The 26807-nt window shown below is 62.6% G+C and carries 31 protein-coding genes and 1 tRNA gene; 11 read left to right on the top strand and 21 right to left on the bottom strand.

The features are described 5' to 3' along the window. The first annotated feature begins 197 nt into the window (after positions 1–197). A complete protein-coding gene (locus tag EGK63_RS01695; RefSeq protein ID WP_125899622.1) occupies positions 198–755 on the top strand; it encodes a hypothetical protein in 558 nt (185 codons plus the stop codon). Further along, positions 752–889, top strand: coding sequence for a hypothetical protein (locus EGK63_RS16415; protein WP_165906502.1), 138 nt, complete (start codon positions 752–754; stop codon positions 887–889). The genes EGK63_RS01695 and EGK63_RS16415 overlap by 4 nt, the downstream gene beginning before the upstream one ends. Before the next feature lie 433 nt (positions 890–1322). Here the strand turns inward: EGK63_RS16415 and EGK63_RS01690 are convergent, their stop codons facing one another. Then, positions 1323–1997, bottom strand: a complete 675-nt coding sequence (locus tag EGK63_RS01690; RefSeq protein ID WP_125899621.1) for a GIY-YIG nuclease family protein — start codon at positions 1995–1997, stop codon at positions 1323–1325. 67 nt (positions 1998–2064) lie between these two features. After that, on the bottom strand, positions 2065–2337 hold the full coding sequence (locus tag EGK63_RS01685; protein ID WP_125899620.1) for a hypothetical protein: 273 nt from the start codon (positions 2335–2337) through the stop codon (positions 2065–2067). Between the two features lie 808 nt (positions 2338–3145). On the opposite strand from EGK63_RS01685, the gene EGK63_RS01680 reads away from it, so the two are divergent. Together EGK63_RS01680 and EGK63_RS16975 are read left to right on the top strand one after the other, a co-directional pair. Continuing rightward, entirely contained in the window at positions 3146–3409 is a 264-nt protein-coding gene (locus EGK63_RS01680; protein WP_046652720.1) for a hypothetical protein, read from the top strand. Positions 3410–3461: 52 nt separating this feature from the next. Beyond that, entirely contained in the window at positions 3462–4076 is a 615-nt protein-coding gene (locus tag EGK63_RS16975; protein ID WP_125899619.1) for an NYN domain-containing protein, read from the top strand. Between the two features lie 86 nt (positions 4077–4162). On the opposite strand, the gene EGK63_RS01670 is transcribed toward EGK63_RS16975, so the two are convergent. Then, entirely contained in the window at positions 4163–5314 is a 1152-nt protein-coding gene (locus EGK63_RS01670; protein ID WP_125899618.1) for a site-specific integrase, read from the bottom strand. A 297-nt stretch (positions 5315–5611) separates the two neighbouring features. Further along, positions 5612–7444, bottom strand: a complete 1833-nt coding sequence (locus EGK63_RS01665) for a hypothetical protein (protein ID WP_125899617.1) — start codon at positions 7442–7444, stop codon at positions 5612–5614. Positions 7445–7611: 167 nt separating this feature from the next. Here EGK63_RS01665 and EGK63_RS01660 point away from each other — a divergent pair, with 167 nt between their 5' ends. Next, positions 7612–8043, top strand: a complete 432-nt coding sequence (locus EGK63_RS01660) for a LysR family transcriptional regulator (RefSeq protein ID WP_125899616.1) — start codon at positions 7612–7614, stop codon at positions 8041–8043. 54 nt (positions 8044–8097) lie between these two features. On the opposite strand, the gene EGK63_RS01655 is transcribed toward EGK63_RS01660, so the two are convergent. The 5 genes from EGK63_RS01655 to EGK63_RS01635 all read right to left on the bottom strand — a co-directional run bounded on the left by EGK63_RS01655 (position 8098) and on the right by EGK63_RS01635 (position 10204). Beyond that, positions 8098–8391: a hypothetical protein gene (locus EGK63_RS01655; RefSeq protein WP_125899615.1), complete on the bottom strand. Its 294-nt coding sequence runs from the start codon at positions 8389–8391 to the stop codon at positions 8098–8100. Continuing rightward, a complete protein-coding gene (locus EGK63_RS01650) occupies positions 8388–8774 on the bottom strand; it encodes a hypothetical protein (protein ID WP_125899614.1) in 387 nt (128 codons plus the stop codon). Before EGK63_RS01650 ends, EGK63_RS01655 begins: the two co-directional genes overlap by 4 nt. Before the next feature lie 98 nt (positions 8775–8872). Beyond that, complete coding sequence (locus EGK63_RS01645; protein ID WP_125899613.1) at positions 8873–9268, bottom strand: hypothetical protein; 396 nt, start codon at positions 9266–9268, stop codon at positions 8873–8875. Between the two features lie 190 nt (positions 9269–9458). Then, positions 9459–9896, bottom strand: a complete 438-nt coding sequence (locus tag EGK63_RS01640; RefSeq protein WP_125899612.1) for a hypothetical protein — start codon at positions 9894–9896, stop codon at positions 9459–9461. Next, positions 9893–10204 (bottom strand): hypothetical protein, encoded by a 312-nt coding sequence (locus EGK63_RS01635; protein WP_125899611.1) that lies wholly within the window; start codon positions 10202–10204, stop codon positions 9893–9895. The genes EGK63_RS01640 and EGK63_RS01635 overlap by 4 nt, the downstream gene beginning before the upstream one ends. Before the next feature lie 204 nt (positions 10205–10408). On the opposite strand from EGK63_RS01635, the gene EGK63_RS01630 reads away from it, so the two are divergent. From EGK63_RS01630 to EGK63_RS01615, 3 genes are all read left to right on the top strand, one after another. Continuing rightward, positions 10409–10666 carry a helix-turn-helix domain-containing protein gene (locus tag EGK63_RS01630; RefSeq protein ID WP_125899610.1) on the top strand — a complete coding sequence of 86 codons (258 nt, stop codon included), beginning with the start codon at positions 10409–10411 and terminating at the stop codon, positions 10664–10666. A 467-nt stretch (positions 10667–11133) separates the two neighbouring features. Continuing rightward, the gene (locus EGK63_RS01620; RefSeq protein ID WP_165906501.1) at positions 11134–12804 is read left to right on the top strand and encodes a DUF6119 family protein; all 1671 of its coding nucleotides are present in this window, start codon (positions 11134–11136) and stop codon (positions 12802–12804) included. A gap of 167 nt (positions 12805–12971) precedes the next feature. Beyond that, positions 12972–14627: a DNA cytosine methyltransferase gene (locus EGK63_RS01615; RefSeq protein WP_125899609.1), complete on the top strand. Its 1656-nt coding sequence runs from the start codon at positions 12972–12974 to the stop codon at positions 14625–14627. On the opposite strand, the gene EGK63_RS01610 is transcribed toward EGK63_RS01615, so the two are convergent. From EGK63_RS01610 to hemC, 6 genes are all read right to left on the bottom strand, one after another. Next, positions 14624–16429, bottom strand: a complete 1806-nt coding sequence (locus EGK63_RS01610; protein ID WP_165906500.1) for a DEAD/DEAH box helicase family protein — start codon at positions 16427–16429, stop codon at positions 14624–14626. The genes EGK63_RS01615 and EGK63_RS01610 overlap by 4 nt on opposite strands. A 41-nt stretch (positions 16430–16470) precedes the next feature. Beyond that, entirely contained in the window at positions 16471–16746 is a 276-nt protein-coding gene (locus EGK63_RS01605; RefSeq protein ID WP_125899607.1) for a helix-turn-helix domain-containing protein, read from the bottom strand. Then, positions 16727–17044 carry a hypothetical protein gene (locus EGK63_RS01600; RefSeq protein ID WP_207896320.1) on the bottom strand — a complete coding sequence of 106 codons (318 nt, stop codon included), beginning with the start codon at positions 17042–17044 and terminating at the stop codon, positions 16727–16729. Before EGK63_RS01600 ends, EGK63_RS01605 begins: the two co-directional genes overlap by 20 nt. Before the next feature lie 224 nt (positions 17045–17268). Further along, positions 17269–17344 (bottom strand) — tRNA-Thr (locus EGK63_RS01595). A 47-nt stretch (positions 17345–17391) separates the two neighbouring features. Then, a complete protein-coding gene (locus EGK63_RS01590; protein ID WP_125899605.1) occupies positions 17392–18090 on the bottom strand; it encodes a uroporphyrinogen-III synthase in 699 nt (232 codons plus the stop codon). Positions 18091–18094: 4 nt separating this feature from the next. Then, positions 18095–19039, bottom strand: coding sequence for a hydroxymethylbilane synthase (gene hemC / locus EGK63_RS01585; RefSeq protein ID WP_165906499.1), 945 nt, complete (start codon positions 19037–19039; stop codon positions 18095–18097). Positions 19040–19092: 53 nt separating this feature from the next. Between hemC and tsaD the strand changes: the two genes are divergently transcribed. From tsaD to EGK63_RS01570, 3 genes are read left to right on the top strand one after another with little or no spacing between them, the layout of a single operon-like run. Beyond that, entirely contained in the window at positions 19093–20283 is a 1191-nt protein-coding gene (gene tsaD, locus EGK63_RS01580; RefSeq protein WP_125899643.1) for a tRNA (adenosine(37)-N6)-threonylcarbamoyltransferase complex transferase subunit TsaD, read from the top strand. A 41-nt stretch (positions 20284–20324) separates the two neighbouring features. Next, a complete protein-coding gene (locus EGK63_RS01575) occupies positions 20325–21323 on the top strand; it encodes an NAD(P)H-dependent glycerol-3-phosphate dehydrogenase (protein ID WP_125899604.1) in 999 nt (332 codons plus the stop codon). Further along, positions 21323–21712 (top strand): Rieske (2Fe-2S) protein, encoded by a 390-nt coding sequence (locus tag EGK63_RS01570; RefSeq protein ID WP_125899603.1) that lies wholly within the window; start codon positions 21323–21325, stop codon positions 21710–21712. The genes EGK63_RS01575 and EGK63_RS01570 overlap by 1 nt, the downstream gene beginning before the upstream one ends. A gap of 88 nt (positions 21713–21800) precedes the next feature. Here the strand turns inward: EGK63_RS01570 and EGK63_RS01565 are convergent, their stop codons facing one another. From EGK63_RS01565 to EGK63_RS01540, 6 genes are all read right to left on the bottom strand, one after another. Next, a complete protein-coding gene (locus EGK63_RS01565; RefSeq protein ID WP_223850640.1) occupies positions 21801–21959 on the bottom strand; it encodes a hypothetical protein in 159 nt (52 codons plus the stop codon). A 72-nt stretch (positions 21960–22031) separates the two neighbouring features. Then, entirely contained in the window at positions 22032–22496 is a 465-nt protein-coding gene (locus EGK63_RS01560; RefSeq protein WP_125899602.1) for a phasin family protein, read from the bottom strand. Between the two features lie 29 nt (positions 22497–22525). After that, a complete protein-coding gene (locus tag EGK63_RS01555) occupies positions 22526–23305 on the bottom strand; it encodes a creatininase family protein (RefSeq protein ID WP_125899601.1) in 780 nt (259 codons plus the stop codon). A gap of 86 nt (positions 23306–23391) precedes the next feature. Further along, on the bottom strand, positions 23392–23991 hold the full coding sequence (locus EGK63_RS01550) for a TetR/AcrR family transcriptional regulator (RefSeq protein WP_125899600.1): 600 nt from the start codon (positions 23989–23991) through the stop codon (positions 23392–23394). Continuing rightward, positions 23991–25580 (bottom strand): DHA2 family efflux MFS transporter permease subunit, encoded by a 1590-nt coding sequence (locus EGK63_RS01545; protein WP_125899599.1) that lies wholly within the window; start codon positions 25578–25580, stop codon positions 23991–23993. The genes EGK63_RS01550 and EGK63_RS01545 overlap by 1 nt, the downstream gene beginning before the upstream one ends. Continuing rightward, on the bottom strand, positions 25577–26698 hold the full coding sequence (locus EGK63_RS01540; protein WP_125899598.1) for an HlyD family secretion protein: 1122 nt from the start codon (positions 26696–26698) through the stop codon (positions 25577–25579). Before EGK63_RS01540 ends, EGK63_RS01545 begins: the two co-directional genes overlap by 4 nt. Between the last annotated feature and the right edge of the window lie 109 nt (positions 26699–26807).

Raw genomic sequence — 26807 nt, 5'->3', positions numbered from 1 at the left:
TGACATAGCCAGCCTGTCACCCTGACTCGGGCCGGAAAACTCCAGCCTCGGATGCTCCAGAAAACGGGGGCGGATCACTAACCCAAGGACTCTGGTCGCCGCTGGATGAAAACTCAGGGGCACGTCACTCGCTTTCGACGATCCAACGCGTCGAACGGGGCGAGCCAATCTCTAGAGACAAGCTTGAGGCCATTGGGATGGCTCTTGGCCATCCGCCCGGCACCTTCACTGCGCCGCGCATACGCCGGACGGAGGAAGAAGCAGTAAGGCTGGTTGTAGATAGCTTCTCTCGGCTGGCTGACACGGTTCCGGTGCAGGTGGCTCCTCTCAGAAAGGAGCCGCAGCTTAGAGAAATCCTCGGTGCGGTTTGCGCCTATTTGGATTCCGACCTGGGACCTGAGGCCGAACATGACATGGCAGCGCTTCGCGACTGGATGGACTTTGCCAGTTGGATCGCCGCCACTGCAGAAGGTCTTGTTTCTCCCCGTCCAAGCCGGACATTCAAAAAGCGCGCACTCTACGCTGATATTTTCAGGCACGTCGGGATGATGGAGAAGAAATACCGCGCCGTCTGTTTGGTCGGCAGCTACGAGGCGACGTCAAACGTGCAACTCTTCCCGACGCTGCGGGTAGGCGTTCTGTCCTTCAGGTCCAAGATTTTGAACCCAGCGGCCGCGACGATTCCGGAGCTGCGGGGTCAGCCCGTCATCGATCTTCGGAAGATGCTGCACGCCTGGGCCGAGGACGCAGAATGATGCGTCCGCCTGATTCGATCGTCAGAAGGTTTTTCGCGGCCTACGCAGAAGAGTTAGGCAAATCATTGGGTCAGGCGACCGCGCTGTCTCTTGTGATGGCACTGGTGCTGCTGCTGTCAGAAGCCGCGCGCTAACCAGCTACTCCCTCCCATCGCAGGTATCGGTAGAGCGCCACAAGTGGCCAGTCCGACCGCGCCACGAGGCAGAAGCGGGCCAACGCCCTTCCCACCGCATACCCACGCAACTCCCAAGCGGAAGCGCCTTCCGGCTGATCCCGGCCGGGCGTCAAAGCTAGTGGTGCCCTGGAAAGGTGGTGCCGCTTGCGTGACTCGAACACGCGACCCCCTCATTACGAACTCGTTTGAAGCCCGACGGTCAAATCCAGCGCTGGTATGGCTTTGGACGCTATTTCGTGCCCTGGAAGGCGGGCCCACCCAAACACTTCCCATTCTGGCCTGATCGCGTGGTTCACTCGTTTCCTAGTTAGCGCGCGCTAACTCAGACCAAGTTCAAATTTCGACCTGCACCATACCTGCGGAGGCTCGCATTTGCGACCCGGTCCGGCGGTCAAACGTCGGCCTCGTCATCGTGGGGATAGGTTGCTTCGTAGTGCTCAGATACCGTGCGACCGTCGGCTGCCCTCCAGTACCTGCCAGGCTGAACGGCATAGGGCGCGCCCGAAATGATCATCTGCGCGCGGGTCAGCGACACCACCTCGTCGCGCAGACGAACTTTCTTGGCTTCCACGATCTCGATGACGTCGCCGGTTTCGACGTGAACCAACTCCGATCCGATCGACAGACCCATCTCTTCGAAATTCAGTGGCGGACGCCGCTTCTTCTGTTCGAAGCTCCGTTCGGCTTCATACGCGCGAGGTTCGTCCTTCTTCACCTCACGCTCGGCGGCGGCTTCTGCTTCCGGCGTGAGGTCGTCGCCCGGGAAGGCGTTCAGCAGTTCGATCAAGCGGAAGGGCTCGATCGAGAAGAACTCACGGGCCGGGTTCACACGCTCTCGACCGAAGGCGACATGAAGCGCCTTCTCCACCTTGACTGCATCGTGGACGCGGCGGGCGACGGCCACACGAAAGGGTAGAGGAACGCCTGTGGCCCGGCTCAACTCAGCCACGCGCCGTTCAACCGTGTCGCCCGATGTCCTGCCGATTTTCACGATTCCCGGCATGGCCTCGTTGGTGAGGACGTAAACGATGCCTTCGCCCATAGGGGATGATGCTAACTCGAACATGATGTCCTTATACGGTCATGAATACCTTTCGCAGTACGAAATATAGCGCCCGTGAAGTTGTGTGTGATCAGGATTCAGCCGCTTCCCTCTTCTGCTCCCCTTCGCGTTTCACATCTTGTGACTGCGCGAGTAGGCGGGGATCATGAATCGCGCGCATATATGCTTCCCAAGCCCTTCGCTCCTCTACCGTGCCAAACGGAGCGTTGAAGTAAGCCATACCAGTCTCTCGCCAGCGCTGGATAAGTGCGGGGTCTTGATCAGGCGAGCCTTTGAAATCCTCTGGACCTGCCTTCCCTCCCATCTTGTCGAGCGCGCGCAATTTCGCCTCCCGCAGCAACATGGGAATTTCAGTAGGGTCGCCTGTAGCTGCCTCGAAAGCGGCATTATACTCGGCGATAGTTTGGGGACGGGGCTGTGGGTCTGGTGTGCCATGGGGGCCGCAACCGAAAAGAATTAGGGTTGAGCAAACCGCAGCAATGCCACTGCTATTCATTGCGTGGGCCCGGTCCTTCGACGGTGCCCTGTGTGCCCATCACTGACTCGAGTTTTTTCCCAAAATGATGGCCGACGAACAGAACTGCTGCAATTACTAGCGATACGCTAGCAAAGTTGGACCAGAGCATCTGTTCTTGCATCAAGCCTATGTTGTGCGTGCCAGAAGGCGCGGTGTCGAAGCCAGTCGCCACGGTCAGGCAGATTACACCCAGGACCAAGCAAGCCGCTGACAGATATCCGAGATTTAGGCGCTTCACGTCTCACTCCCTTCGCATTTGAGAAACCGGAGTTCGCTTGATTCGGTGGAGGTTGGAAGCTCGGCGGGGATGCGTCTGTCGGTTGTGAGACGAATACCCGCATGAGGTGCCTTCGCTCCGCTCTCTCACGGTGGCGCTCTAGGCTCAGGATTGTCGGCGATCAAAAAATAGCGCCCACCCGCACCCCTACATGATGCCAGGACGCGGGCGAGGCGCTTGGGTTCAGGCCACCGGCTGCTGGGCTCTGCCGCCTCCACGGCCTTCAGAGTGTGTGAGCCACGAGCGCAACATAGTGTTATTTGATTGACTAGCGCGGACTAATGACGTTACACGAATTAAACAATTAGCGAGCGTTAATTGGGCGACCGCCTTGTTCGAGATCGTGGAGGGGACGAAATGAAGAAGCGGCATGAGAACGAGCTGAACCAGCTGCTGGAGAAGATAGCCTACGAGGGTCTGGCGGTGATCCCGAAATGGCAAATGGCCCTCTGGTATGATCAGGACCGATTTACAGTCGGTATCCGGCGGGACGTGCGGGAACGATGGATCGAACTGGCGTCCGAACTGCATTGGATTGAAGAAAAACCGCTCCACTTCGTGGAAATCAAGACGGACATTGTGCTGATGCACAACCCAGTTTTCTACGAGCACGACGAGTAGTCAAAAACCAGCGCGGCGTCTTTGCCGATGTTTTTACTGTTATGGGGATCTTATGACCACAGCTTGGTTTGTAGACGGGGGTTATGCGAGCAAGACTTGGCAGTCTGTGGCCGGTCGCGACCGTTTGGATTACGCGCTTCTGCGCCGGCATATAGAAGAAGACGCTGGAGAGGTCGTGGGGGACGCATATTATTTTGATTGCGACAATGATCCGCCGTCCGCTGGACAGACTGGCTTTCATCGGTTTTTAAGCTCTCCTCCTCCCCGCGGCCCGGGGTTGAGGGTGAAATTATACTGGCTTCAAAGCAAAGCTCATGAATGGCCCAAACATATGGGCGGAGGCCCAATCATACATCCTGTATCCGGCGATCAGTATGTCACGAAGACACAGAAAGCTGTCGATGTGGGTCTTTCGTTTCATATTATGCGGTCATTCAGTAAACGCGCTTGGAACAAGTTGTATCTCATTGCAGGTGATGGAGACTTTAGCGAAGTGATCCAGCATCTAGTCGAGAATGAAAACGTATCAGTCACTTTGATCGGTACTAGCAATTCCGTAAGCGGAGAGCTCGCTCCCTACGTCCGAATTATGGACTTCTCGGAAATCAAAGCGTCCGTAACAATGTCTGCACCTGCGAACGAATTTCCTCGATCAGTGGCGGTCTAGTTCTCCTGCACTCCGCGCTACTGGAAAAAATAAAGCGCCCACCCGCACCCCGACGTGATGCCAGGATGCGGGTGGAGCGCTTGGGGTTAGGCGGCGGCTTGCTTTGCCGCCCCGGCCTCGACGGCCTTCAGCAGGGTGTCGTTGGCCAGGTGGGAGTACCGCTGGGTCGATTGATAGCTGGCGTGACCCAGCACCTTGCCGACGGCGAACAGATCCACACCGCTGTTGACCATGAAGGACGCCGCCGAGTGGCGCAGGTCATGCAGCCTCAGGCCGGGCAGTTTCGCCACCTCGATCGCCTTCTGCCAGCCGTGCTTGATCGACACGAAGGGCAGGCGGGTGTCGGGGTTCGGCACCAACCAAGGACAGCCCTTGAAGCGCGGCAGTTCCTCGATGATCGCCAAGGCGGCCGTCGAAAGCGGAACGTAGCGAGACTTTCCGGTCTTGCTGGTCGGAATGAACCACGACCGGCGCTCGACATCGACATTCTCCCATCGGGCGTCCAGCAGTTCCCTCAGCCGTGCCCCTGTGAGGAGCAGTAGGCCGACAATGTGCTGAAGCTGAGTGTTCTGGGATGCCGCCACCGCCTCCCTCAGTCGGGCCGCCTCCTCGGCCGACAGGAAGCGTTCTCGACCGTTGTTCAGAGGTGCGCGGGGGATGCCGCGTGTCGGGTTCCTTTCCGTACCCGGAATGTCCCAGCTGGCGCCAAGGACGTAGGAACGCCCGAGCAACACCCTTAGCTTTTCCACTGACGCCGGAGCCAAGCCCGACGCCCGCTTTTCGCTCAGCCATTGGGCCACGGACCGGCTGTTGATGTCGGTCAGGCGTGTCTTTCCCCACTTCGGGATGATGTGGACCCGCATGCAGCTTTCAATATCGGCGTACGACTTCTGGTCCTTGGCGAAGGCGAGGTGTTTGGCCGCCAGCTCACTATAGAGGGGGATCGACTTCGCCAGCGCCTTCTTCGCGCCGGGGTCGCCGCCCATCACCACCTCTGACCGCAGCTGCTGAGCCTTCTTTTTGGCGGCGGCGAAGGTGACGTCGTTGAAGCCGCCGATCTTGTGCTGCTTCTGGCCGCCAGCCTGATCCTGATACCGCAGATAGTAGGTCTTCCCGCCGGTGCAGCGGCATTCCAGCACGAAGCCGGTGACGATGGTGTCGTACCAGTCGGTCTTCTTCTTGCCGACCTCGCAACCGGCGTTGGCGACGAAGGCCTGAGTCAGGTGGGCTTTAGGCATGGGTAGTCTCCTTGCATGTTTAGGGGATCGACGGGCGAGCGCCGTCAGGCCGCCGGGGAGGCGGTCGGTAGGGGTGGGGTGGTCTGGAGCGGGTCAGGCCCGCGAGGCCCCAGAGGCGGCCGCAGGGGCCACGCGTCGGGGGCGGGGATAGCCGGGCCATGGGGACCCGGAGCGGGCCTCAGGGGGCCGCGTTTGGGCGCGCGCCGAGAGAGGCGGGCCAAGTTCAAAAAAGGGGTGATAGGGGACCCCCTTTTCCCACCTTTTCAGTGTGGGGTTCGGGGGCGGATACCTACGGCGTCAGTTGATGATGACCCGCCAAGACCGCCGCTCCAGGCTCTCACCGGGTTCGATGCGGAAACAGCCGACACGACGGCCTCGGTTCTTTTTCAGATACCAACCGAATCTTCCAGGATTGACGGTGCGGCCATCAAGCAAATTGAGGTCTGCAAGCACGTCCAGAAGATCCGGGCGCTCAGCGGTCTTTTCAATGACCTTCCTGACCGTGACGGATCGGGTTCCGAAGAGGTCCGACCAGATATCCAGAAGTTCCTCTAACAGGTCCCCATCGGGGTCTTGGCGTACCTGTTCGATCAGGCTCTCGGCCGGATCGGGTTCGCCAAGCCAAATAAGAGGGTGCCGACACTTGGCTGACCACTCCTCGAAGGTGCCGATCGGAGGCACCTCAGCAAACGGTTGCCCGGCGGCCCTGAAAGCTTCGATGATTGTCAGGGCCGCGACAACGACTGAACCGCGATTTTTCCGCGCATGCGATACAGGTTCGTCCTTGCTATACCGATGCAGCGCAGCCTTCTTCCCCTTCGGGTCAAGATAGATTGACACCACCCGTCGACGCATATCCCCCTCGGGTTCTGTGCCATTGCCGGTGCCCAGGATAAGGGTGTTGGTGCGGGCAGTCGCAGTTTGGCTTGAACCGAGAATACGCTCGGTCGTCGTGGCGCTGGTAAGTGCCCGATTAAGGGGGCCGAGGGGTTTCCAACTGCCCTGCATGTCGTCAAACACGATCGCCGACGGCTTTTGCAGCAGCATCGCCAGAAGAACCTTTTTCGCCTCCTCGTCTTTCTCCGGGTAGGTCGTGTTGAAGGCTTCATCGGGCGTGGCGACCAGCACGATGAGCTTGGCGAGGTGGCTTTTTCCGCTGCCTGATTGTGTAGCTGAAATGTTGAAGGCAGGAGCCTGATCGAGTGTCGGTCTGACGGCTGCGGTAAGAATGGCTGAAAGTGCAGCGGCCATGTCTTTCTCGGAGACGAAGAAGAACTCTCTCAGGAGCCATTTCAGATAGTCGAGAGCATATATTGCCTCTTCTCTGGTGGGATCCTTCAGGGTGAAATCTGCACGATTGAAAGTCGCGTAGAGACCAGTGCCTTCGTCATACCCAGGCGTGGTTACCAGCGAGCCGTCCGCCCCGTAGAAGGGTTGGTGGGCGAGTCCGGACAGGTTGAGGAGATGGGGGCGGTCTTGACCAAGTCGTACGGCCCTAACGACGTGAGGGGGCGGGTCGCATCGCGTCCAGTCGTTTCCGCGCCCCTTCCTTTCCCAATAAGCCCTGTCCGCCAAGACGGCCGTCAACGTGTGGTCATTGACCAGCTCTACCGAAGCCCTCTCTCCGTCGCGCTTAATCCGAACAATCGGGCCGCCTGTATGAAAATATGAGCCTTCGTCAGCCAAGAGGCGTTCGCTGCCGACGGCCACACGATGAGACTGTCCGTCGTGCAGGCGAACACGAGGCTTGGCTCTTGCCGCTGCAGGGCTGAGGCCAAGGTGATCTACAAGGTGCGCTACTGTTCGGGCCTCGGGATGGTGGTGAGCGCAGTTGAACTGACCGATCTCATGATCGGTGTCTGGCTCCGCGTAAACCGCGTCGCTGCCGTCGGTCGGAAGGTGTTCATTTGCCCAAGGGCAGGTGACGCGGTGACGGCCGTCTCCAAGGCCTTCGAGGTATAGATTGGAGCCCGTCATGGCTTGCACTGTCGGATTGACGGTTGGCGCGGGCGTGAAGACGCCATCTCCATCGTACAAGTGTTCGCTTTTGGTGTCGGTGGTTCGGGGTTTCTGCGCCTCTTCTTTGTGTATTTGTTGTATCTTGTGGATGCGTATCTTCTTAGGGTCCATGCGTCGGAAATTCCTCTAACTTTGTTTCTTGTGGAAACGACCGGTGTTTCTGTCGTTGATGAAGTTATCGGGGCAGATTTTTTGGATGTATAGATCGCGATCCTGAGTAATGCTTTCCGGCAAGCGCTGGGTATTGAGTTACGTGCGTTGGCGAGGACATTGCCAAAATGGCATGCCCATTATTTTTCGGATCGAGCTATCCAGAGGCAGGATTTGGCGAATCGAGAGGCGCGGCCGTGGACCAAAAAGGGGAAAAGGGGGAGGCCGGGTTCGAGGCCATGCGCCTGAGTTGGTTGGAAGCCTTCGTTCGGACCGCTCGATCCAAAAAGCGAACAGCCGCCGCCGCTGAGATGGGCGTGAGCCAAGCCACGGTGACAAAGCACATCCAGAAGCTCGAACGTTGGCTCAGCGGGGGCCTTTACCGTCCGCTGGTGGCGGATAACGTCTGGCCTGTTCAGCTCACAGAAGCGGGGGAGGATTTCCTACCCGTGGCCGAACAGATTCTAGACCTATTGCGGACGGCACGAGACGGACCCGACAAGGTGGTTACGATCAAGAGCCCGATCTCAGCCAAAGATATCAAGGTGCCGAAGCTTTAGGCGGGGCTGGCGGGGACATAGGATGATGGTATCCATCCCTATCCCCGCTGATGCTTATCGCCTTGGGCTGGTGATCAGGCGCTTGGTCGCTGACGAACTTCGCCGCCGTCCCGTCACGACCACCACCACGACCGCAACCGTGGCCACGGCAATAATACAGGCGATCGGCTGGGCCACAGTGAGGGCTGACAGCGCTAGGGTGCCGAGGAACGCTAGCGTCTGTCGTGGTCGCGTGATGAAGGCGACAAGCAGCGTCACCAGAACCAGCGCCGCAAGGGCGATGGCGACCACCCTAAGAATGGCTAGGGCCACGCCCAGGATGAGCAGCAGGAGAAGCTTGTTCATCATCGACCGTCCGCCTCCTCGTTCCAGAAGTAGGCAAGGCATCGGTAGTGGATGCCTAGTTCGGTACCGGGCCCGTTCTCGACGAACAGCCGAACGGGCGACCCCAAGGGGCGCGTGATGACGATCTCGAACCAGAGGCCGTGGTCCTCTACCCAGTCGAAGGCAAGGTCATCCGCATCGTCGCCGGTGAAGACGAACCCCAGGGCTGTGTTGATGACATCCGGCGTGTCGCCGCCGTGGATGACGATCAGGCGGGCGTCAGGATGGTGTTCTGGATGGCCGTAGAAGCGCCAGCCCTGACGAGCGAGAAGACGACGCAGGTCGGGATCGAGGTCTGGATCGCTCAGGGCGTTCGCCACCTCGGCAAGGGTGTTCAGGCAGAGCATAGGGAAGGTGTCCTTCAGGCATAAAAAAAAGCCCTCGGGCGAAGTGCCGGAGAGCTCGGGTCGGATGGATGGTCGGATCGCCTTTCGGCGGTGGTGGTTCAGATCTTGTCGGCGGCTGGTGGTCGATCAGCGACGCCAAGGCAGTTGAAGCGGAGGGTGTAGTTCGTCTCGGGGTGGTCGGGTACGAAAACCAGCATCCCGAAGTCGTCGGTCAGGACGTAGGCCAGCTCGAACCATGAGCCGTGGTCGTTGAACCACTCCCAGCCGGGCTGTTCGGCCTGGTCCCAGCAGATCGGATAGCCGACGGCGTCATGGATCACCTCGGCTGGATCGCCGGGCTGGACGACCACGATCTGCAGGATGTCCTTCAAGGGACGCCTACGGTCGGTGTCCACCTGCCAGACCCGTAGGCCGATCAGGGCGCGTAGGTCGGGGTCAAGCGCAGGGTCTGTGAGCGCGGCCGTTACGGCGTCGCGGTCCGTGAGCGAAAGCATGGTCTGGATAGCCTTTCCGGGCATAGAAAAACCCCCGCAGCGCGTGGCCACGGGGGTCGGTGATGTTGAAGTTTGAGAGGCCCTCAGGCGGGCGTAGTGAACGGGCTCAAAGTCTATGAAGAGCCAGGACTTCCCGGCCTCGCAGACGGAGGAAGGGCGAGGCAGCCTTCATGCAGATCGGCCCGACCTCTTACCTTGCCGCAGGGACGCTTGGCGACAGAGCCGTGGCGGCCTGAGAAAGCCGTTCTCTCAGGCGCTTGGATCGCGACATGCCCGAGAGCGGCATGGTCCCGCTGTGCGTGACGCTGAAGTAGTAGCCGTCCTGCACAGAGCCATCACCAGAGCGCCCCCTGGACGGCACCATGGTGGCGACGATCTGGTGGCTGTCGAACAGGAACTTGATCGTGGCCTGATAGCCCTTGTTCGGGTGTTCGACGCGCACGATAGGATCGCTGCCGAACTCTACGTTCATGGCGTCCACGAGAATCCGATCAGCTTGAGCCTCGGTGATCAGGAACACAGGCTCGCTTTGGCTGACATAGGAGCCGGGCGTCCGCGCGGGTGCTGATGCACAGCCGCTGATGGCCAAGAGACCTGCGGCAAGGGCTGCATAAACGAACGCCTTCATTGGCTACCCTTTTGTAGGGGCTGCGCGTGTTGCTGAATGAATTCCCTCTTGCGACGAAGGGCTTCGGAGCAGGCGGTGGCAACGGTGTTTGGGTCCCATTCTTTCTCAAGAATCTTCTGCTGAACCCTGCCCATAAACATGCCGGTGGGCGCGGACGGATTGGCGGTGAAATCGGCAGCGACCTGGTTGCAGAATTCCGCGATTTCCTCGGCCTGTGTAGGAGCTCTGGCGGCCTCGGCCGGGCGATCACAGGATGCCAAAAACAGGGCAAGTGATGAGGCAGTGACGATGGGATAGATGCTTTTCATGAGGTGATGTTGTCTCTGTTCGATTGATGTTTTTGGGGGTCATAGCCACCCGATGGTGGTGCTGCGCCGGTTGGTCTCCGGAGTTGTGGCGCGGGGGAATTGTGTTCGCCGAATATGGAAACATTCCATACCAAAAAGGGAAAAATCGCATAAGCAGATTTTCCATATAGGTGAGTTGCCGGTTTAGACTCGGCGGCTCATTCGATGCCTAAGACGATCTTCGGCGGCGATCATCGGCACCTTGTCGCGGTGCTCGTGGAAGCGCGTCGGACGTCGGGGCTTACGCAGGCCGAGTTGGCCGCGCGGGTGGGGAAGGATCAGTCCTTCGTATCCATCATCGAACGTGGTCAGCGACGGGTGGACGTGCTGGAGTTCGTGGCGCTGGCCAGGGCCATGGACGCCGAACCAACCCAGCTATTCGAACGGGTGACGAGAAGGCTGTCGAGGACGTTGAGGATATAGTCGCCTTCCGCCGTCTTGCTGATCATTCAAATAAGATGGTGCGGTTTGCGCGCGTTGCCGTCATCGATTTTCATTCAGCGGCATCAGGAACTCATCGCATTCATCGCATCGGTGCGGAAGGCGGCCGAGATCACACAGGTCGAACTCGCGGAGAGGCTGGGAAGCCACAGAGCTTCGTGTCGAAGGTGGAGCGCGGTGAGCGCCGCTTAGACGTGATCGAGTTTTGTGAACTTGCTAAGGCGCTTGGCCACGACCCAGCAGAGCTGCTGCGGAAGTTTGTAAGTTAAGATCTCGACGAGCGATCTTCCGGACGTTTATTGACCCCAGACCTTGAGATTTTACCCGTAAACTCGGCGTTCGTTCGTGTTCCAAAATCTTTGCGCAACCTTTACGCTTAAAGGGTAGTCACTCAAATGAGGCAAGCAATCTAGGGTAATGTTGCAGGGGCCGCGTCGGGGAGGGCGGGTGTGGCGGAGAGAAAGAAGGCTAAGGGCGGCGATGAACCAGCAACCATGACGTTGTCGGTTCGTTTGCTGCGGGACGACAAAAGCGTTGATGACGCGGTTAGAGGGACGAGCGAGATAAAAGAGGTTCCGGCCAAGTCTGGGCGTCTTTTTACAGGGCAAACTCCGGGCTCCGCCCCAGGCTGGCTGACCGTTGTCAACCAGTTCAGTGCCGAGGGCTCCATCAAGCTGGAAAACAAAAGTTGCTCGTCCGTCCTGTTTCTCGACGTGTCGCCGGATGGCGATGACAAGCGAGCACGAACCTTCGCGCTGGCATTCGGCGGCGGTCATTTGGCGCTCGACCCCGACGCGTTCGTCCGCAACTTCGGACTACGCGTGACCCTCAACTGTGTAGCGCGCGACGCCCTGCGGAATCTCGACGTGGCGACATTGGATTCGACGACACTTCAAAAGCGCATCCAGGCGAGCCGAAAATCCGATCTTCAAGGTTTCGGCATCGATTATCAGAACGACCTGCTGCGCTTAGCTGGTGGCATTCCGACCGACACGACCTTCGCCAGCTCGCTTGCGGGCAAGGATGCGCTGTATCTCACAAGCAAGCTGTCCGCCAAGGATATACAGAATAAATGTAAGAAAGCTCTGCAGCTATTCAATGCGACCGATTATCAAAAGGACTACGCATTCATCGATCAGATAGTGCCGGTTCGAGATAGATTGCTACTCGCCGAGCTAGACGATCTGGTTTTTGCGGAAGTACAGCGCCTGATCAAAGATCAGCCTTCTGACCTTCATATGACGCTTCCTGAAGTCATTGATCCTGAGGAAGGGCGAGATTTTGGTTATTTCGGCGCGGGTCTAAGATCGGGAGCAAAATCAAGCTTCGGTGAACTTGCCATTGAAGACTACATAATGGAGTTTAAGGCCGGACGACCAGCCGAAGTGTCGGGGATGGCCGACCTGAAGGCCAGCCATGAGGTTCGTGTTGTCGTTGATGGTCGGGGTGACAAGAAGAGGCGTCGCCGTGTATATGACTGCTTCGTTTATGAAGTGAGTCACAAGGAGAATACATATGTCCTTTTTTCGGGAGAGTGGTATTGTATTGAGGATAAGTTTTTCTCGGATGTAGAGAAAGATTACCAAGCACTTCTTTCCGCTGTGCCATTGCTAGCGTCAACCGGCTCGACCAATGAGCAGGAGCTGATTGCCGAACTTGATAAGGACGCCGACCTGCTCAACCTCGACAAGGTAAGGGCGTCTCCGTCTGGAGCTGCGGGTGCGAACTTGGAGCCCTGCGATTTCTTGTCCCGGAGGAAGGAATTCATCCACCTGAAAGATGGGCACGGATCTGCCCCGATAAGCCATCTTTGGAGCCAAGGCGTAGTTTCCGCCGAGAATTTCGTCCGCGATGAGGTGTTTCGGAAATCGATGCGCCACGCGGCCATCAAACGACAGAAAGCAGCAGGGAAGGCGGGTTTTGAGCGGCTGCTGCCGGACGGAAGATCGAAGCCAACCCCCAGCGACTACAAGGTGATCTATGGGGTTATGCGCCACCCATACCAGCGGTCCAAGACGCTCGGCCTGCCGTTCTTCAGTAAAGTCAGCCTTCGGGCAGCGGCGAGCCGCATTCAACTAATGGGCTACGTGGTGGAAGTGCATCTCATCGCCAAGCAGTGACGGCACAGACGAACAGGGCGCTCGGCTAGGGACGCCGCAGGGTTTCGTCTCCAAAGGTGGAGCGAAAACGGGTGCCGCCTGCTCGTGCCGCCGCCAAGAAAGTGTCGCCTAGATCTTCCCTTTGTGGCCTAGATCCTGCAGTCTCCCCTCAACCAGAGGGTTTGCTGATGCGCGCGATCGATTTGTATTCAGGTGTAGGTGGCTGGTCCTTGGGGCTGGCGCTATCGGGTATCGAGGTGGTTGCCTCATACGAGCGATTTGAGCCAGCCAATGAGACAAACCGAAAGAACAACCGGCATGACGCCATCAAGGCGGATATCCGGACCATGCGCCTTGAGGACTTGCCGAGGGGTATCGACCTTGTTGTGGGCAGTCCTCCCTGCACGCAGTTTTCTTATGCGAATCGAGGTGGAGGCGGTGATATCGCGGACGGCCTGAAGGACATCCACCGCTTCTTCGAGATTGTTGAGCACGTTAAGCCCAAGCAGTGGGTAATGGAGAATGTTCCTCGCGTCGCGGATGTGCTCCGTCGTGAACTGAGAGAAGGTGGTCAACTCGCGAAGTTCGCCTATCTCGCTCCGTCGATTCATGTCGTCAACATGGAAGAATGGGGGTTGCCGCAGCGAAGAAAGCGTTGTCTTGCCGGGGATTTCGACTTTGCCTTGCTTGAAAGTTATCGGGCTAATCTAAACCAGCGGACACTTGGAGAGACCGTCGCGGCGCTGTCGGGCGAGGTGGTCCATGATCCAATCTATGGGATAAAATTGGCGCGCGCTGAGCTCGTCGATCACGTGATCGAACCGGTTCTCGACGCGGAGGAGGAGCGGGTTAACCGCGCCGCCAAAACGACTCATACAGTCTACAATGCGATGCGTTTTCCCGATCCTCTTGATCGGAGCGTACGAACCATTACTGCCACGTGCACACGTGTTTCTCGGGAGAGTGTGGTGATCGCCGCTCCCGAGACCGACGGGGCGTATCGTCGACTTACTCTGCGCGAACGCGCTTCGCTGCAGGGGTTCCCTATCACATTCCAGTTTTTCGGCTCTTCCCACGGCCGCAAAGCGACGATGATTGGCAACGCTGTGCCGCCGCTTTTTGCCTACTACGTAGGTAATGCCTGCCTAGGCACTACGCTCGAAGACCTCCCAGACCCGTGTGAGGTAATAGGCTTGTTCAGCCCGACCGACGAACGGCCGCCCGTCACCAGGGTCGATCTCGCTGGCAAACGATATCCGGCCGATCGAACGTTCCGCTTCAGCATTCCCACACTCAATTTCAAAAGTGGCGTTCGGTTTGAGTTGGCGAACAAGCGAGGCGACACCTGCCCAGATTGGCATGTCGCCTTCTATTTTGGACACTCTAAAGACATCAAGGTTCTCTCCTTAGGAGGCGGCTGCCTGGAAGCCGTGATGTGCACGCTTCCCCCAAAAATACTGACCCAACTGGCGGCCCCAATCGAAGGCCTCCGTCGAGCGGTTCGAAAGGCTGACGTGAAACGGCTACAAGATGTCTGGACGAGAGCGCGGCCGGGCGGCACCCGTCCTTTTGACTTGTTGGATCAACTCGGCCTTTACGCGGACATGCTCGCCAACGAACTCGACGGCCTTTCCGAGAAGCAGGCAACGCTGGCTTTAGCTCACCTTCTTAGGTCCGAAGCTGGTGATGATGCCCAAAGTCTTCCAGGTCTGCCCAAACTTCAACGATTGTCCCGTCGCATCTTGGCCGGGGCGATTGTGGGAGGGGTTGTGAACGGTGAACTTTCCTCCTCCCAAGCTCGTCCCCGCGCGATCAATGCGCTGCGTGCTATGGCGGGGGGCTAGCCAGCCTCATCGAAGAGCCGCTTGAGCCGTCCCCAGCTCTCCTCAGGGAGCTGTTTGATCATGTTGACCAGCTTTTCATCACCCGAAGCCATGACAACGCGCCGGACATCCTCAGCAATGGCTTCGCCCTCCTGAGTTTCGGTTTCGTCAACGTCCATCCCTCTGACAATCGTCCCCGTTCTCAACGCCTCATCAAGCGTCAGAACGAAGTCTTGGGTAAACGACGCTCCGCACTCTTGGCACGTTTTGGCGCTCATGGGGTTCAGCGCATCGCATTTGTCGCATTGTTTAAAGCGTGGCGCGCGCTCCTCAAACTCATGTCCGCACACGTCACAGAACTTGGACGAGAGAGCGCTCTCCGTCGTGCAAATCGGACATTTCTTCGTTTTGGGCGGCCCGCTGTCTTCCCTAGCGCTCGGGGACATCTCGGCTTCAATTCGACGAGCGTAGCCTTCGAGAGTGTCAAAGGAGGGCATGACGACGTATGCTCGAGTATCGTCCTCTTGGCCGGTCGTTCTAACGACCCGACCAACTGCCTGCCGAAAAGCGAGTTCTGTCAGCGCCGAAGGTAAGTAAATCAGGACGCGTAGGCGGGGAATGTCAACGCCTTCGGAGATCATTCCGACTGAGACAATCCAGCGCTTGTCGGTGTGGCGAAACGCGTCAATACGGTTTTCAGCGTTCTGAAGTTGGCTGTGAACGATCGATGGCTTTTCGCCATCCATTTTCTCGATCAGCAGAGCCATATATTCTGCCATCGGGATAGTTGGTGCGATAACCAAGCCGCCCGCATTTGCCATTCGGAGGCGGAGGTCGTCCAACTTCTCAATGGCCCACTGAACCATCGTGCCTTGGTAGCCGTCCTCTCGTGGAGTTGCCTTGTCTGCCTCATACTGCGGACTGCAGGCTAACTTGTAGAAATTCAGTGCCCTTTGCAGCCCGGGAATGCGCTTGAGGGTTGGAGTTAATTCCGCCTCTGATTGACTGGACACATGAACTTTCTCTCCATCGTCGAGATCCACGGTGAAGTGACCTTCATGACGGTGAAATGTAGCCGGTCGACAATATTGCAGATCGACAGCTTCTCCATAGCTCAGCGTGTAGGTTCCGGCCTCGGGGTGGTCGATACGTCCATTATCGTCATACGCCATCCACACAGACTTCTTGCCGTCTGAGCGGATGGGGGTGCCGGTAAGAACCAGGACATAGCGAGCATCAGCGAAAGCCGTATCCGCTCCGTCGCCCCAAGCCGCCTTGACAGCGGCGTGATGGTGCTCGTCACAGATCACCAGCACTCGCGCGTTGCGGCACACGGCTTGGAAGCCATCCTGTAGACCTTGCACCGCTGCCCAAGTCGCGCACACGTCGATCTCGATGTCCTCGCCTGCGCCTGTGACCTTGCCCATGAAGCGGCCGGTCACTTGCTTGAAGTCTCGGGACCACTGTCTGACCACTTCAACGCGCGGCGCGATGACAACAACGCGATCGATATGCCCGCCTTCAATCAGGTTTTTGGCGATCGTGCAGGCTGCGATCGTTTTGCCAGCACCCGGCGCAGCGTTGATGAGGAAGTGCTTGTCTTCGCCCCTCTCCACTAGCCATTGCATGGCCTTCTGAAGAGCCAGCTGTTGCCATGGCCTGAGTCTCATTGGTCGCGCTCCCTTTTTAAGATTGCAGGGCGCGCATAAAGCCTGCCCATTGCTGAGGATCGTTGGACCACCGGCCGAAAAGGCAATGCGGTGGTCTGCGTGGAAATCCCGCCTGAGCTTGATGCCGCATTCAGCACAGCGTCCCCCGCTCACCAGGGCTAGGATCAGTCGCTGACGGGCGGAGAAAAGCCTTCTCACTGGCTGACCCGATACTCCGTGAACGTGATCTCGCGGATTGGAAGGTTGGCGGGGGGCTTCAACACCGCGTGTTGATTGATCCGGGCCATTGCTGCCGCGTACGCAACATTCTTCTTTGTCACATGATAGCCGTCCCGCTTCAGCTCAAAGATGACCTCCGGGAGGTTCGAGCAGCCGAAAAGCACTAGGGCTTCCATCCGTGTCAGCGGGTTGCCGCTGAGTAGATGCTCTTTGGCGGCAACAACGCTGCTGTTACTGGGGAGAGAGGCCATTTCCTATCCAATCGTGGTGCTGCCATTCCGGCCCAAGCTTGCGGTTCAGGATTTCCGTAAGACGAGAAACTATCACCGGGTCTCTTAGGTCGCGCCATGAAACATGCCGCTTCGACTCGAAGTAAAGGATACGCCACCCCCCGTCGCCCATAGCTTCGTCGACAGGAAGCGAAGAGAACGAACGCCCATCATATGCGACGCCAAACTCCGCCATCTCGTCGAAGGGGTCTTGATACGCACTAACCAGCAGGCTGGCCATCTTAAGAAGGTCGCCGGAGGCGTGCGTATCACCGAGCATCGTTCGAAGCTCAGCGTAGACCGCTCTGATTAAACCTGGCTTCCGCATACCAACCCCCGTTCGAAGGTCGGTCGTCCCCAGTGCGTCGTCAACAGCTTATTTGCGCTAACTTACCCATGCACTAGCGCGATAGACGTCCCACTGGTTACCCAAACAGTTCCCAAGCGGAAGCACTTTCCGGCTTATCCCAGCCGGGCGTCAAAGCTAGTAATGGTGTGGAAAGGTGGTGCCGCTTAGGTGACTCGAACACCTGACCCCCTCATTACGAATGAGGTGCTCTACCAGCTGAGCTAAAGCGGCCCCGGCGTCGTTCGCGCGCGAAGGCGTGAACGAGCGAGGAGGGCTCTTTATACGGGAGCGGCAGGCTTGCCAAGAGCCGATAGCATCCCCGGTTCGTCTGGTGTGATGGCGGTGCGGATTTCGACGAAATCGAAGGGACGCAAGGGGCCGGCGGCGGCTTCGGAGATGCAGATGGCGATGCGGCCGGATGAGGCGGCGCGAGGCAGGTCGGAGGCCAGCGCGCGGGCGGCGCGGGGGGAGTGGAGCATGACCGCGTCGAAAAGTTCGGGCGCGGGCGTGTGGGTCTCGAAGGCGGCGTAGACGGGCAGGCGCTGGACCGGGTGGTCGGGCAGCAGGGCGGGCAGGTCGCCCGCCGGTTCGCGCGCGCCGGGGGCCAGCAGGGGGCCGGGCGGAGCTTCGGCGGCGATCAGGCGGGCCAGGGCGTGGATGTCGCCGGCGGCTGAGCGGACGTCGCCGAAGCCGGCGGCCCGGGCGGCTTCGGCCGTGGCGTCGCCGACGGCGAAGACGGGGTGGTCGCGAAAGCGCGGGATCAGGGGGGCGAAGGCCTCGACGCCGTTGGGACTGGTCAGGGCGACGGCGGCGACGGCGGCCGGGTCAGGCGCGGCGTCGAGGGCGCCGGGCAGGAGCGCCAAGGTCAGCAGGGGCGCGACGATCGGGGTGAAGCCCAGCGCCGTCAGTCGGTCCGCCGTGCGGGCGGCGCCCGGCTCGGCGCGCGTGACCCAGACGCGGCGGATCGGCGGCGTCATGGCCCTAGAGCGCGATCTTCTGGTCGCCGGCGACGGCCTGAATCTGACCGCCGAGGTCGAGGCCCAGGGCGCGGGCGGCGGCGTGATCGACGTCTGCGGCGATGTCGCCGGAGCGGGTCCAGCGACCCGAACCGTCGGGGCTGAGCATTTCGGTGCTGAGGCGCAGGCGGCCGTCCGCGATGTGGGCGTAGGCGCCGATGGCGGTGCGGCAGGAGCCTTCCAGGGCGGCCATGGCCCCGCGCTCGGCGGCGACGGCGAGGGCGGTGGGGGCGTGGTTCAGGGCGCGGGTCCAGGCGGCGTCGACGTCGCCCTCGCGCGTCTGCAGGGCCAGGGCGCCCTGACCCGGCGCGGGCAGGAAGGCGTCCAGCGGCAGGCGCTGGCGGATCACCTCGCCCAGGCCGAGGCGGTTGAGGCCCGAACAGGCCAGCAGGATGGCGTCGAAGTCGCCGTCGCGCAGCCGCTTCAGCCGGGTGTCGACGTTGCCGCGCAGCATCTCGATATTCAGGTCGGGGCGCAGGGCCAGCGCTTGCGCCTGTCGACGTAGAGAAGCGGTGCCGAAGCGGGCGCCCTGCGGCAGGTCGGCGAAGGTCGCGTAACGGTCGCTGATGAAGGCGTCGCGGGGGTCTTCGCGCTCGGGCACGGCGGCGATGGCCAGGCCGGGCGGCTGTTCGGCGGGGACGTCCTTCATCGAATGGACGGCGACATCGACGCGGCCGTCCAGCAGGGCCTCTTCAATCTCCTTGGTGAACAGGGCCTTGCCGCCGACTTCCAGCAGGCGGCGGTCCTGGATGCGGTCGCCGGTGGTGACGATCTCGACCAGGGGCACCAGTGTTTCGACCTCAACCTCGGGCACGCCCAGGGCGCGGCCGATGGCGCGCTGCATCATGCCGGACTGGGCCAGGGCCAGGCGCGAACGTCGGGTGCCGATGCGCAGGAGAGGTTGAGTCACGTCGAGACGCCGTTGCGAAAGGGGGGGCGGGTCGCTAACTCCGCCCAATGAAGATGGACGCGGACTATAGCAGGGCGACGGACGGGGCAACCGAACGCGGGTCGGACGGTTTGACCGTGCTGGGCCTGGAGACCAGCTGCGACGAGACCGCCGCCTCGGTGGTGCGGCTGTCGGCGGCGGGCGCCGAGGTGCTGTCCAGCGTCATTCACAGCCAGATCGACGACCATGCGGCCTATGGCGGCGTGGTGCCGGAAATCGCCGCCCGCAGCCATGTGGAGATGATCGACGGCGTGACGCGCCGGGCCATGAGCGAGGCCGGGCTGGACTGGAGCGCGCTGGACGGCGTGGCGGCGACGGCGGGGCCGGGTCTGGTCGGCGGTGTCATGGTGGGCCTGTCCTACGGCAAGGCGGCGGCGCTGGCGCGGGGGTTGCCGCTGATCGCGGTCAACCATCTGGAAGGCCATGCGGTGTCGGCGCGGCTGGGGGCGGAGACGACCTATCCCTTCCTGCTGCTGCTGGTCTCGGGCGGGCACTGCCAGCTGCTGGAGGTGCGCGGCATCGGCGACATGAGCCGTCTGGGCACGACCATCGACGACGCGGCGGGCGAGGCCTTCGACAAGATCGCCAAGGCCATGGGGCTGGGCTATCCGGGCGGACCGGCGTTGGAGAAGCTGGCGGCGTCAGGCGACGGGTCGCGGTTCGAGCTGCCGCGCGCCCTGCTGGGGCGCAAGGACTGCGACTTCTCCTTCTCAGGGCTGAAGACGGCGGCGTCGCGACTGGCCCAGACCTGCGAGACGGAACAGGATCGGGCTGATCTGGCCGATGCGGTGCAGAAGGCGATCGCGCGCCAGCTGGCCGAACGCACCGAGCGGGCGATGAAGGATTACGCCGAGCCGCATCCGGAACTTGCTGACGGCGCCCTCAAGCAGCCGAGCCCCGTGGGCGAGGCGATAGGGCAAAAAGAAAGACTCTTTGTCGTGGCGGGCGGGGTCGCCGCCAATAAGACGATCCGGCGGACGCTGGAGGATCTGGCGACCAAGCACGGCTTCGCCTTTCTGGCGCCGCCGATGGCCTATTGCACCGACAATGCGGCGATGATCGCCCTGGCGGGGGCCGAGCGGCTGGAAAAAGGGCTGACGTCGGACATCGATGTCGCGGCCCGGCCGCGATGGCCTCTGGACGAGACGCGCGCGAGCGTTGATCCTGTGCACAAGAAAACGGGTCGCAAGGGCGCCAAGGCTTGAGCGGCCTGGCTCTCGGCGGGGGTCGGGGGACCGGAGAAGACATGGAATTTCATACGGCAGGCGTAATTGGCGGCGGCGCCTGGGGCACGGCCCTGGCGCAGAGCGCGGCGGCGGCGGGTCTGGCCGTCGTCCTGCAGGCGCGCGAGCCCGAGGTGATCGAGAGCATCCGCGCGCGCCGGGTCAACGAAGCCTTCCTGCCGGGGGTCGAGCTGGATTCGGCCATCAACGTGACGTCGGATCTGGCGGATCTGGCGGACTGCGATCTGATCCTGGCCGTGCCGCCCGCCCAGCACATGCGGGCGACGCTGACGGCCTTTGCGCCTTACGCCCGGCCGGGCCTGCCCATCATCCTGTGCTCCAAGGGCATTGAGCGCGGCTCGCTGAAGCTGATGACCGACGTGTTGGCCGAGACGATTCCCTCGGCCACGGCCGCCGTGCTGTCGGGGCCGAGCTTCGCCGCCGAGGTGGCGCGCGGCCTGCCGAGCGCCGTGACCCTGGCCTGCGCCGATGCGGCGATGGCCGAGGCGCTGGCGGGCGCCCTGTCAGGGCCGGTCTTCCGCCCCTATTACGCCGACGACCTGATCGGCGCCGAGACGGGCGGGGCGCTGAAGAACGTGCTGGCCATCGCCTGCGGCATCGTCGAGGGCCGCGAACTGGGCCGCAGCGCCCATGCGGCCGTCATCACCCGCGGCTATGCCGAGATCGTCCGCGTCGCCACGGCGCTGGGCGGCAAGGCCGAGACGGTGGCGGGCCTGTGCGGCGTCGGCGATCTGGTGCTGACCTGCTCCAGCCCGCAGTCGCGCAACATGAGCCTGGGCCTGGCGCTGGGGCAGGGTTTGAGCGTCGAGCAGGCGCTGGAGGGCAAGCGCTCGGTGGCCGAGGGTTATGAGAGCGCGCCGGCCGTGCGAGAACTGACGCGCAAGCTGGGCGTCGACACGCCGATCTGCGAGGCGACGGCGGCGGTGCTGGCGGGCGAGCTGACGGTGGATCAGGCGATCGAGAGCTTGATGAGCCGCCCGCTGAAGCCCGAGCGCGAATAGTGGCGCAAGAGGGTCCGGCGGCCGAGACGCAGGAGCGCAAGCGGGTCTGGAAGACGCCGCCGAACGTGGCCCTGTGTCTGGAAGCGGACATCAATGATCCCGGCTCGCGCGGCTTCGTGCTGCAGATCGGCGAGGCCTTCTTCCACGGCTTCGTGGTGAAGAAGGACGGTCAGGTCGCGGGCTGGGTGGATCGTTGCCCGCACGCGGGCTTTCCCATCGCGGTGGAGCTGGACCGCTATCTGACGCCGGACGGGTCGCTGATCCTGTGCGGTTGGCACGGGGCGGCGTTCGAGCCTCTGTCGGGCGCCTGCGTCGCCGGACCCTGCGCGGGCGGCAAGCTGACGCCCTGGCCGGTCGAGGCGCGGGACGGGGTCATCCGCACGGCGTGAGGCTTTACTAGCCCCAACACGGCCGTCATCCTCGGGCTTGACCCGAGGATGACGGCGGAGGAAGGGGCGGCCGGAAGCCGCGTCCCGCCTATTCCTTCGGGACCAGCTTGGGATCCTTGGTGAAGGCTTCGTCGACCTCTTCCTCGGTGATCCGCTTGGAGGGGTCGCCCGGCTGGTTGAGGTTCTGCTCCTCGGTGCCGTCGCCCATCATGCCGGGGTGGGGGTCTTTGGGGTCTTTCTCGGCCATGGTGATCTCCTCCGCATGGATGCAAAGGCAATCCGGCGACGGCGCCGGGCGTTCCATCACGCCCGCGCGAGGTCAGCGCTTCAGGCGCCGCGCATTGGCCGTGGCCTTGGCGTGGACGGGGGCCATGGTCTTAGCCTGCGCCTTCAGCGCCGCGCCGTAGAAGGACCAGCTGTCGTTCAGCGCCCGGCTCCAGGCGCCCAGGGCCCAGTCGGTCTGGGCGGCGGCGAAGGCCATCGGCGTGTCGGCGCGGGCCAGTTTGGCCAGGCAGTCGGCGGCCTCGGCCCCCTCGCGCGCGGCCAGGCGTCCGGCGCGTTCGGCCAGGTCCAGCGCGCCGGTATAGGCGGCCCCGGCCGAGGCCGTCATGGCCTCGACCTTCTCCACGCCCATGCGGCTCAGTTCGGCGTGGTCGGCGCGCAGGGGGTCGGCCAGAGCCTCGCCCATGATCTCGAACCGCCGCGTGATGACGGCGGCCGAGGCCTGGGCCAGTTCCTGACCGGCCTGGGCGTTGCGCAGGGCGTTGCGGGCCGTCTTCTGCATGGGACTCATGCAACGACCCTGGGCTGGTTTCAGGCGACCGGCAAGACTTCTTGCGCGAAGTCGGTCAGGTCGCGGATCAGGGCCGGAACGGCGGCGTCGATGATGCGCTGGCCCTTTTCCGGGGTCGCCTGGGCCGGGTCCGAACCGATGCGGCCGTCGGGGAAGCGGGCGCGATAGTCGTTGGCGTCGCGGATCGGGCCGAAGGGGGCGATCTTCGGCTCATAGTCGGCGGTCTTGATCCGGTCGGGATAGCCGGCCTGGGTCACGGCGATCTCGGACGGGGTGGCGTGGCTGCCGTGGCCGGTCGGGAAGATGTCCTCGCACAGCTTCTGCACGCCGGGCAGATCCCACCAGTTGCGCAGCTTCAGCACGAAGGGCGGGCGCTCGGCCCAGGGCTCGGGCGTGAAGGACCAGTCGGCGTAGATCTCGGCGAAGGCGGCCTCGATGGTGGCGACGTTGCCGCCGTGCCCGTTAAGGAAATAGATGCGCTCGAAGCCGTGGCGCGTCAGCGACGACACCCAGTCGGCGATCGCCGCCATGAAGGTCGACGGGCGCAGGGTGATGGTGCCGGGGAACGCCAGGTGGTGCTGGGCCATGCCGATGTTGAAGGTCGGCGTGATCACCAGGCTGTCGTCGCCCTTTTCGGCGGCGTGGGCGATGATCTCGGGGCACAGCCAGTCGGTGCCCAAAAGACCGGTCGGCCCGTGCTGTTCGTTCGAGCCGATCGGCACGATCACCGTCTTGGACAGAAGGGCGCCGGACTTCAGGCGCTCGTCGATCTCGGGCCAGGACGACAGGTGGATCAGCATGGGAAGGACTCCGACGGGCGGGAGGTGAGGGGACTGAGGGCGGCTTTACGCTGATCCGCCTTCAGGGCCAACTTGGGCGCGAACGCCTATTGCGGCGCGAAGGCGCGCACGAAGCGATGGGCGACCTCGCGGGCGCGGGCCGGCAGATCGGCAATGTCCGGGTGCGGCAGGCCCAGCACGGACCGCAAGTGGCCGTGCCCCAGGGCCATGCCGGTGAACATTTCCGCCGCGGCGCGGGCGTCTGGAACGGTCAGGCGTCCGGCCTCGTCTTGTGCTTCCAGCCAGGCCGCGATGCGGCGCACGCTTTCGCCGGGCCCTGCGTCGTAGATGGCGCGCGCCAGTTCCGGCGCCTCGGGCGAGACCAGGGCCACGCCGCGTAGGGAGGCGCCCTTGCCGCCCTGGCAGACCTTACCGATCAGGGTCTCGGCGATGGCGGCCAGCACCTCCTCGGGGCCGGCGCCCGAGGTCAGGGGGGCGGTTACGGCGTCCGAACGCTGGGCCGCCAGGGCGCGGCCGATGTCGGTTTTGGTCGGGAAGCGGTTGTAGAGCGTTTGTTTCGAGACGCCGGCGCGACGGGCGATCTCGGTCATCGAGGTCTTTGCGCCTTTTTCGACGAACAAGGCCGAAGCGGCTTCCAGAATGGCGCGGCTCTTGTGTTCGTCGATCTGGCCGAGGGCGCGAGGCATCAGTGGGCGTCCGAAGGAGCGGCGGAGGGATTGGGCTTGGCCGGCTTCGACAGCAGGGTCAGGAAACCGGCGCAGGCGCAGCCGATGGCCAATAGGGCGAAGGCGTCGCCGAAGGCCAGGGTCGTCGCCTGTTTCTGCAACAAGCCGTAGATCGCCTTCATCGCCGAGGCCTGGGGGTCGATGGAGCCGGCGAAGCGCACGGCCATGCCGGCCATCATGTCGCGCACCCCCTGATGGGTCTGGTCGATGGCGCTGGTCAGCTCGGCCATGTGCAGGGCGGTGTTCTGGGTCAGGGAGGTGTTGAGGATGGCGAGGCCGAAGGCGCCGCCGACGTTGCGGCTGAGGTTCACCAGCCCCGAGGCGTTCTTGACCATGTGCGGCGGCAGGGTGGCCATCGTCACCTGCTGCGAGGCGATCATGGCGATCATGACCCCGGCGCCGCGCATGGCCTGGACCCCGGCGAACTCCCAGAAGCCCCACTGATCCGTGACGATGCGGGCGTCCCACATGCCCCAGGCGGCCATCATGAAGCCGAGGAACATCAGGATGCGGGCGTCGACCTTGCGCACCAGCCGTCCGGCGATGGGGCCGGTGGCGAACATGGCCAGGCCTGAGACGATCATGGTCGTGCCGACCTCGGCCGCCGAATAGTCGCGCACCCGGCCGAGGAACAGCGGCAACAGGAAGGTGCCGCCGAACAGGGCCGCGCCGACGATGAAGGTCATCAGCACCCCGACCACGAAGTTGCGGTTGCCGAAGGCGCGCAGCTCGACGATCGGATTGCGGTAGCTGAGCGAGCGCCAGACGAAAGCCGGACCGCAGACGGCGGCGACGACGCTGAGCAGCAGGATCATGTCGTCGGCGAACCAGTCCTCCTTGGCGCCCTCCTCCAGCACGAATTGCAGGCTCATCAGGAAAGCGGCCATCAGGGCCAGGCCCAGCCAGTCGAAGCCCTTGGACAGGCTGGGGTCGCCCTTGTCGAAATGGGCGTAGCGTCCGACTAGGAACAGCACGATCGCGCCGGGAAAGACGTTGATGAAGAACAGCCAGCGCCAGCTGAGCCATTCGGTCAGATGCCCGCCCAGGGTCGGGCCGACGGTGGGGGCCAGGGTCACGATCAGGCCCATGATGACGCTGGCCGTCACCCGCTTCTCGGGCGGGAAGGCGGTGAAGGCCACGGCGAAGACGGTCGGGATCATGGCCCCGCCGACGAAGCCCTGAAGCGCGCGGAAGACGATCATCGTCTCGATCGACGACGACAGGCCTACGGCCACGCTCATCACCAGGAAGCCGATGCAGGAGGCCAGAAACACCTTCTGCGTGCCCCACAGCCGCGACAGGTATCCCGACAGGGGGATCATCACGACCTCGGGGATCAGATAGGCGGTCTGGATCCAGCTGATCTCGTCGGCGGAGGCGCCGACCCCGGCCTGGATCTGCGGCAGGGAGGCGGCGACGATCTGGATGTCCAGAATGGCCATGAACTGGCCGATGACCATGCCGGCGAAGCCGAGCAGCAGGACGGTCCAGTTGATCTCGGGCTGATCGGCGGGGGCCGCCTGAGCCGAAGACGCGGCGGCGTCCGTCACCGGGCGGAGCTCGGGTCGGCGGCCTGGGCCAGCGCCGTCTCGCCCATGTGGGCTTCGGCGAAGGCAGGCCCGCCCTGGCTCTTCAGGTCGACCTTGACCTCGACCGACAGGCCGGGCCGCAGGACGATCGGCTGGCCCGAGGCGTCGCGCTGGACGACGATGCGGACAGGAACGCGCTGGGTGATCTTGGTGAAGTTGCCGGTGGCGTTCTCGACCGGGATCAGGGCGAATTCCGAGCCGGTGGCCGGGGCGAAGCTGTCGATACGGCCCTGCAGCGACCGGCCGGGGAAGGCGTCGGCCTTGATCTCGACCTCTTGGCCCAGACGCATCCGCCCGACCTGGGTCTCCTTGAAGTTGGCGACGACATAGGTGTCCTGCAGCGGCACCACGGACATCAGCTGGCCGCCCGCCTGCACCACCTGGCCGAGGCGCACGCCGCGCGCGCCGACGACGCCCGCGACCGGGGCGCGGATCACGGTGCGGTCCAGCGTCAGCTGCGCCTGATCGATCAGGGCGCGCGCTTGTTCGACGGCGGCCACGCTCTGCTGGCGGGATGAGCCGAGGACGGCGGCGGTGCGCTGTTCGGCGGTCAGGGCGGCCTGGGCCTGGGCGACCGAGGCGCGGGCGGTCTCGGCGGTGGCGCGCTGGGTCTCGATGCGCTGCTGCGACACCCAGCCCTGATCGGCCAGTTTGCCGTAACGGTCGACCTCGGCGCGGGCCAGGTTCGCCTGGGCCTGGGCCTGGGTCACGGCGGCGGCGCGGGCGGCGATGGTCGCCTGCTCCTGCTCGGTTCGGGCGTCGACGTTGGCGACGGCGGCGGTCAGGGCCGCCAGATTGGCCTGGGCCTGGGCCAGGGCGGCGCGGGCGTCCGCGTCGTCCAGCCGGACCAGCACCTGACCGGCCTCGACGCGCTGGTTGTCCTTGACCAGGACTTCGACCACCTCGCCGCCGATGCGCGGGCTGACGGCCACGGTGTCGGCCTGGACGAAGGCGTTGTCGGTGCCTTCCCAGCGCTGCTTGCCCTGCCACCAGACCACGCCGCCGACGACGAGGCCCAGGCCGACGACGCCGGCGACGATCAGGGGCAGGCGCTTCTTGAGCGGGGCGGGGAGGGCCATGGGAGAGACAGCTCGCTTCGATTTCGCGCGTAAAATGGACGGCGCAGTCCAGAATACAAGGCGTGACTGCGATTTTTTGTCGCAGCGTCGCGAGCGCGCGACATTGACG

Origin of the sequence: Brevundimonas sp. 357 (assembly GCF_003938605.1) — a bacterium.
GTDB lineage: Bacteria > Pseudomonadota > Alphaproteobacteria > Caulobacterales > Caulobacteraceae > Brevundimonas.
The sequence above is the reverse complement of the archived record's forward strand: the minus strand, read 5'-3'. Positions and strand labels throughout refer to the sequence as shown.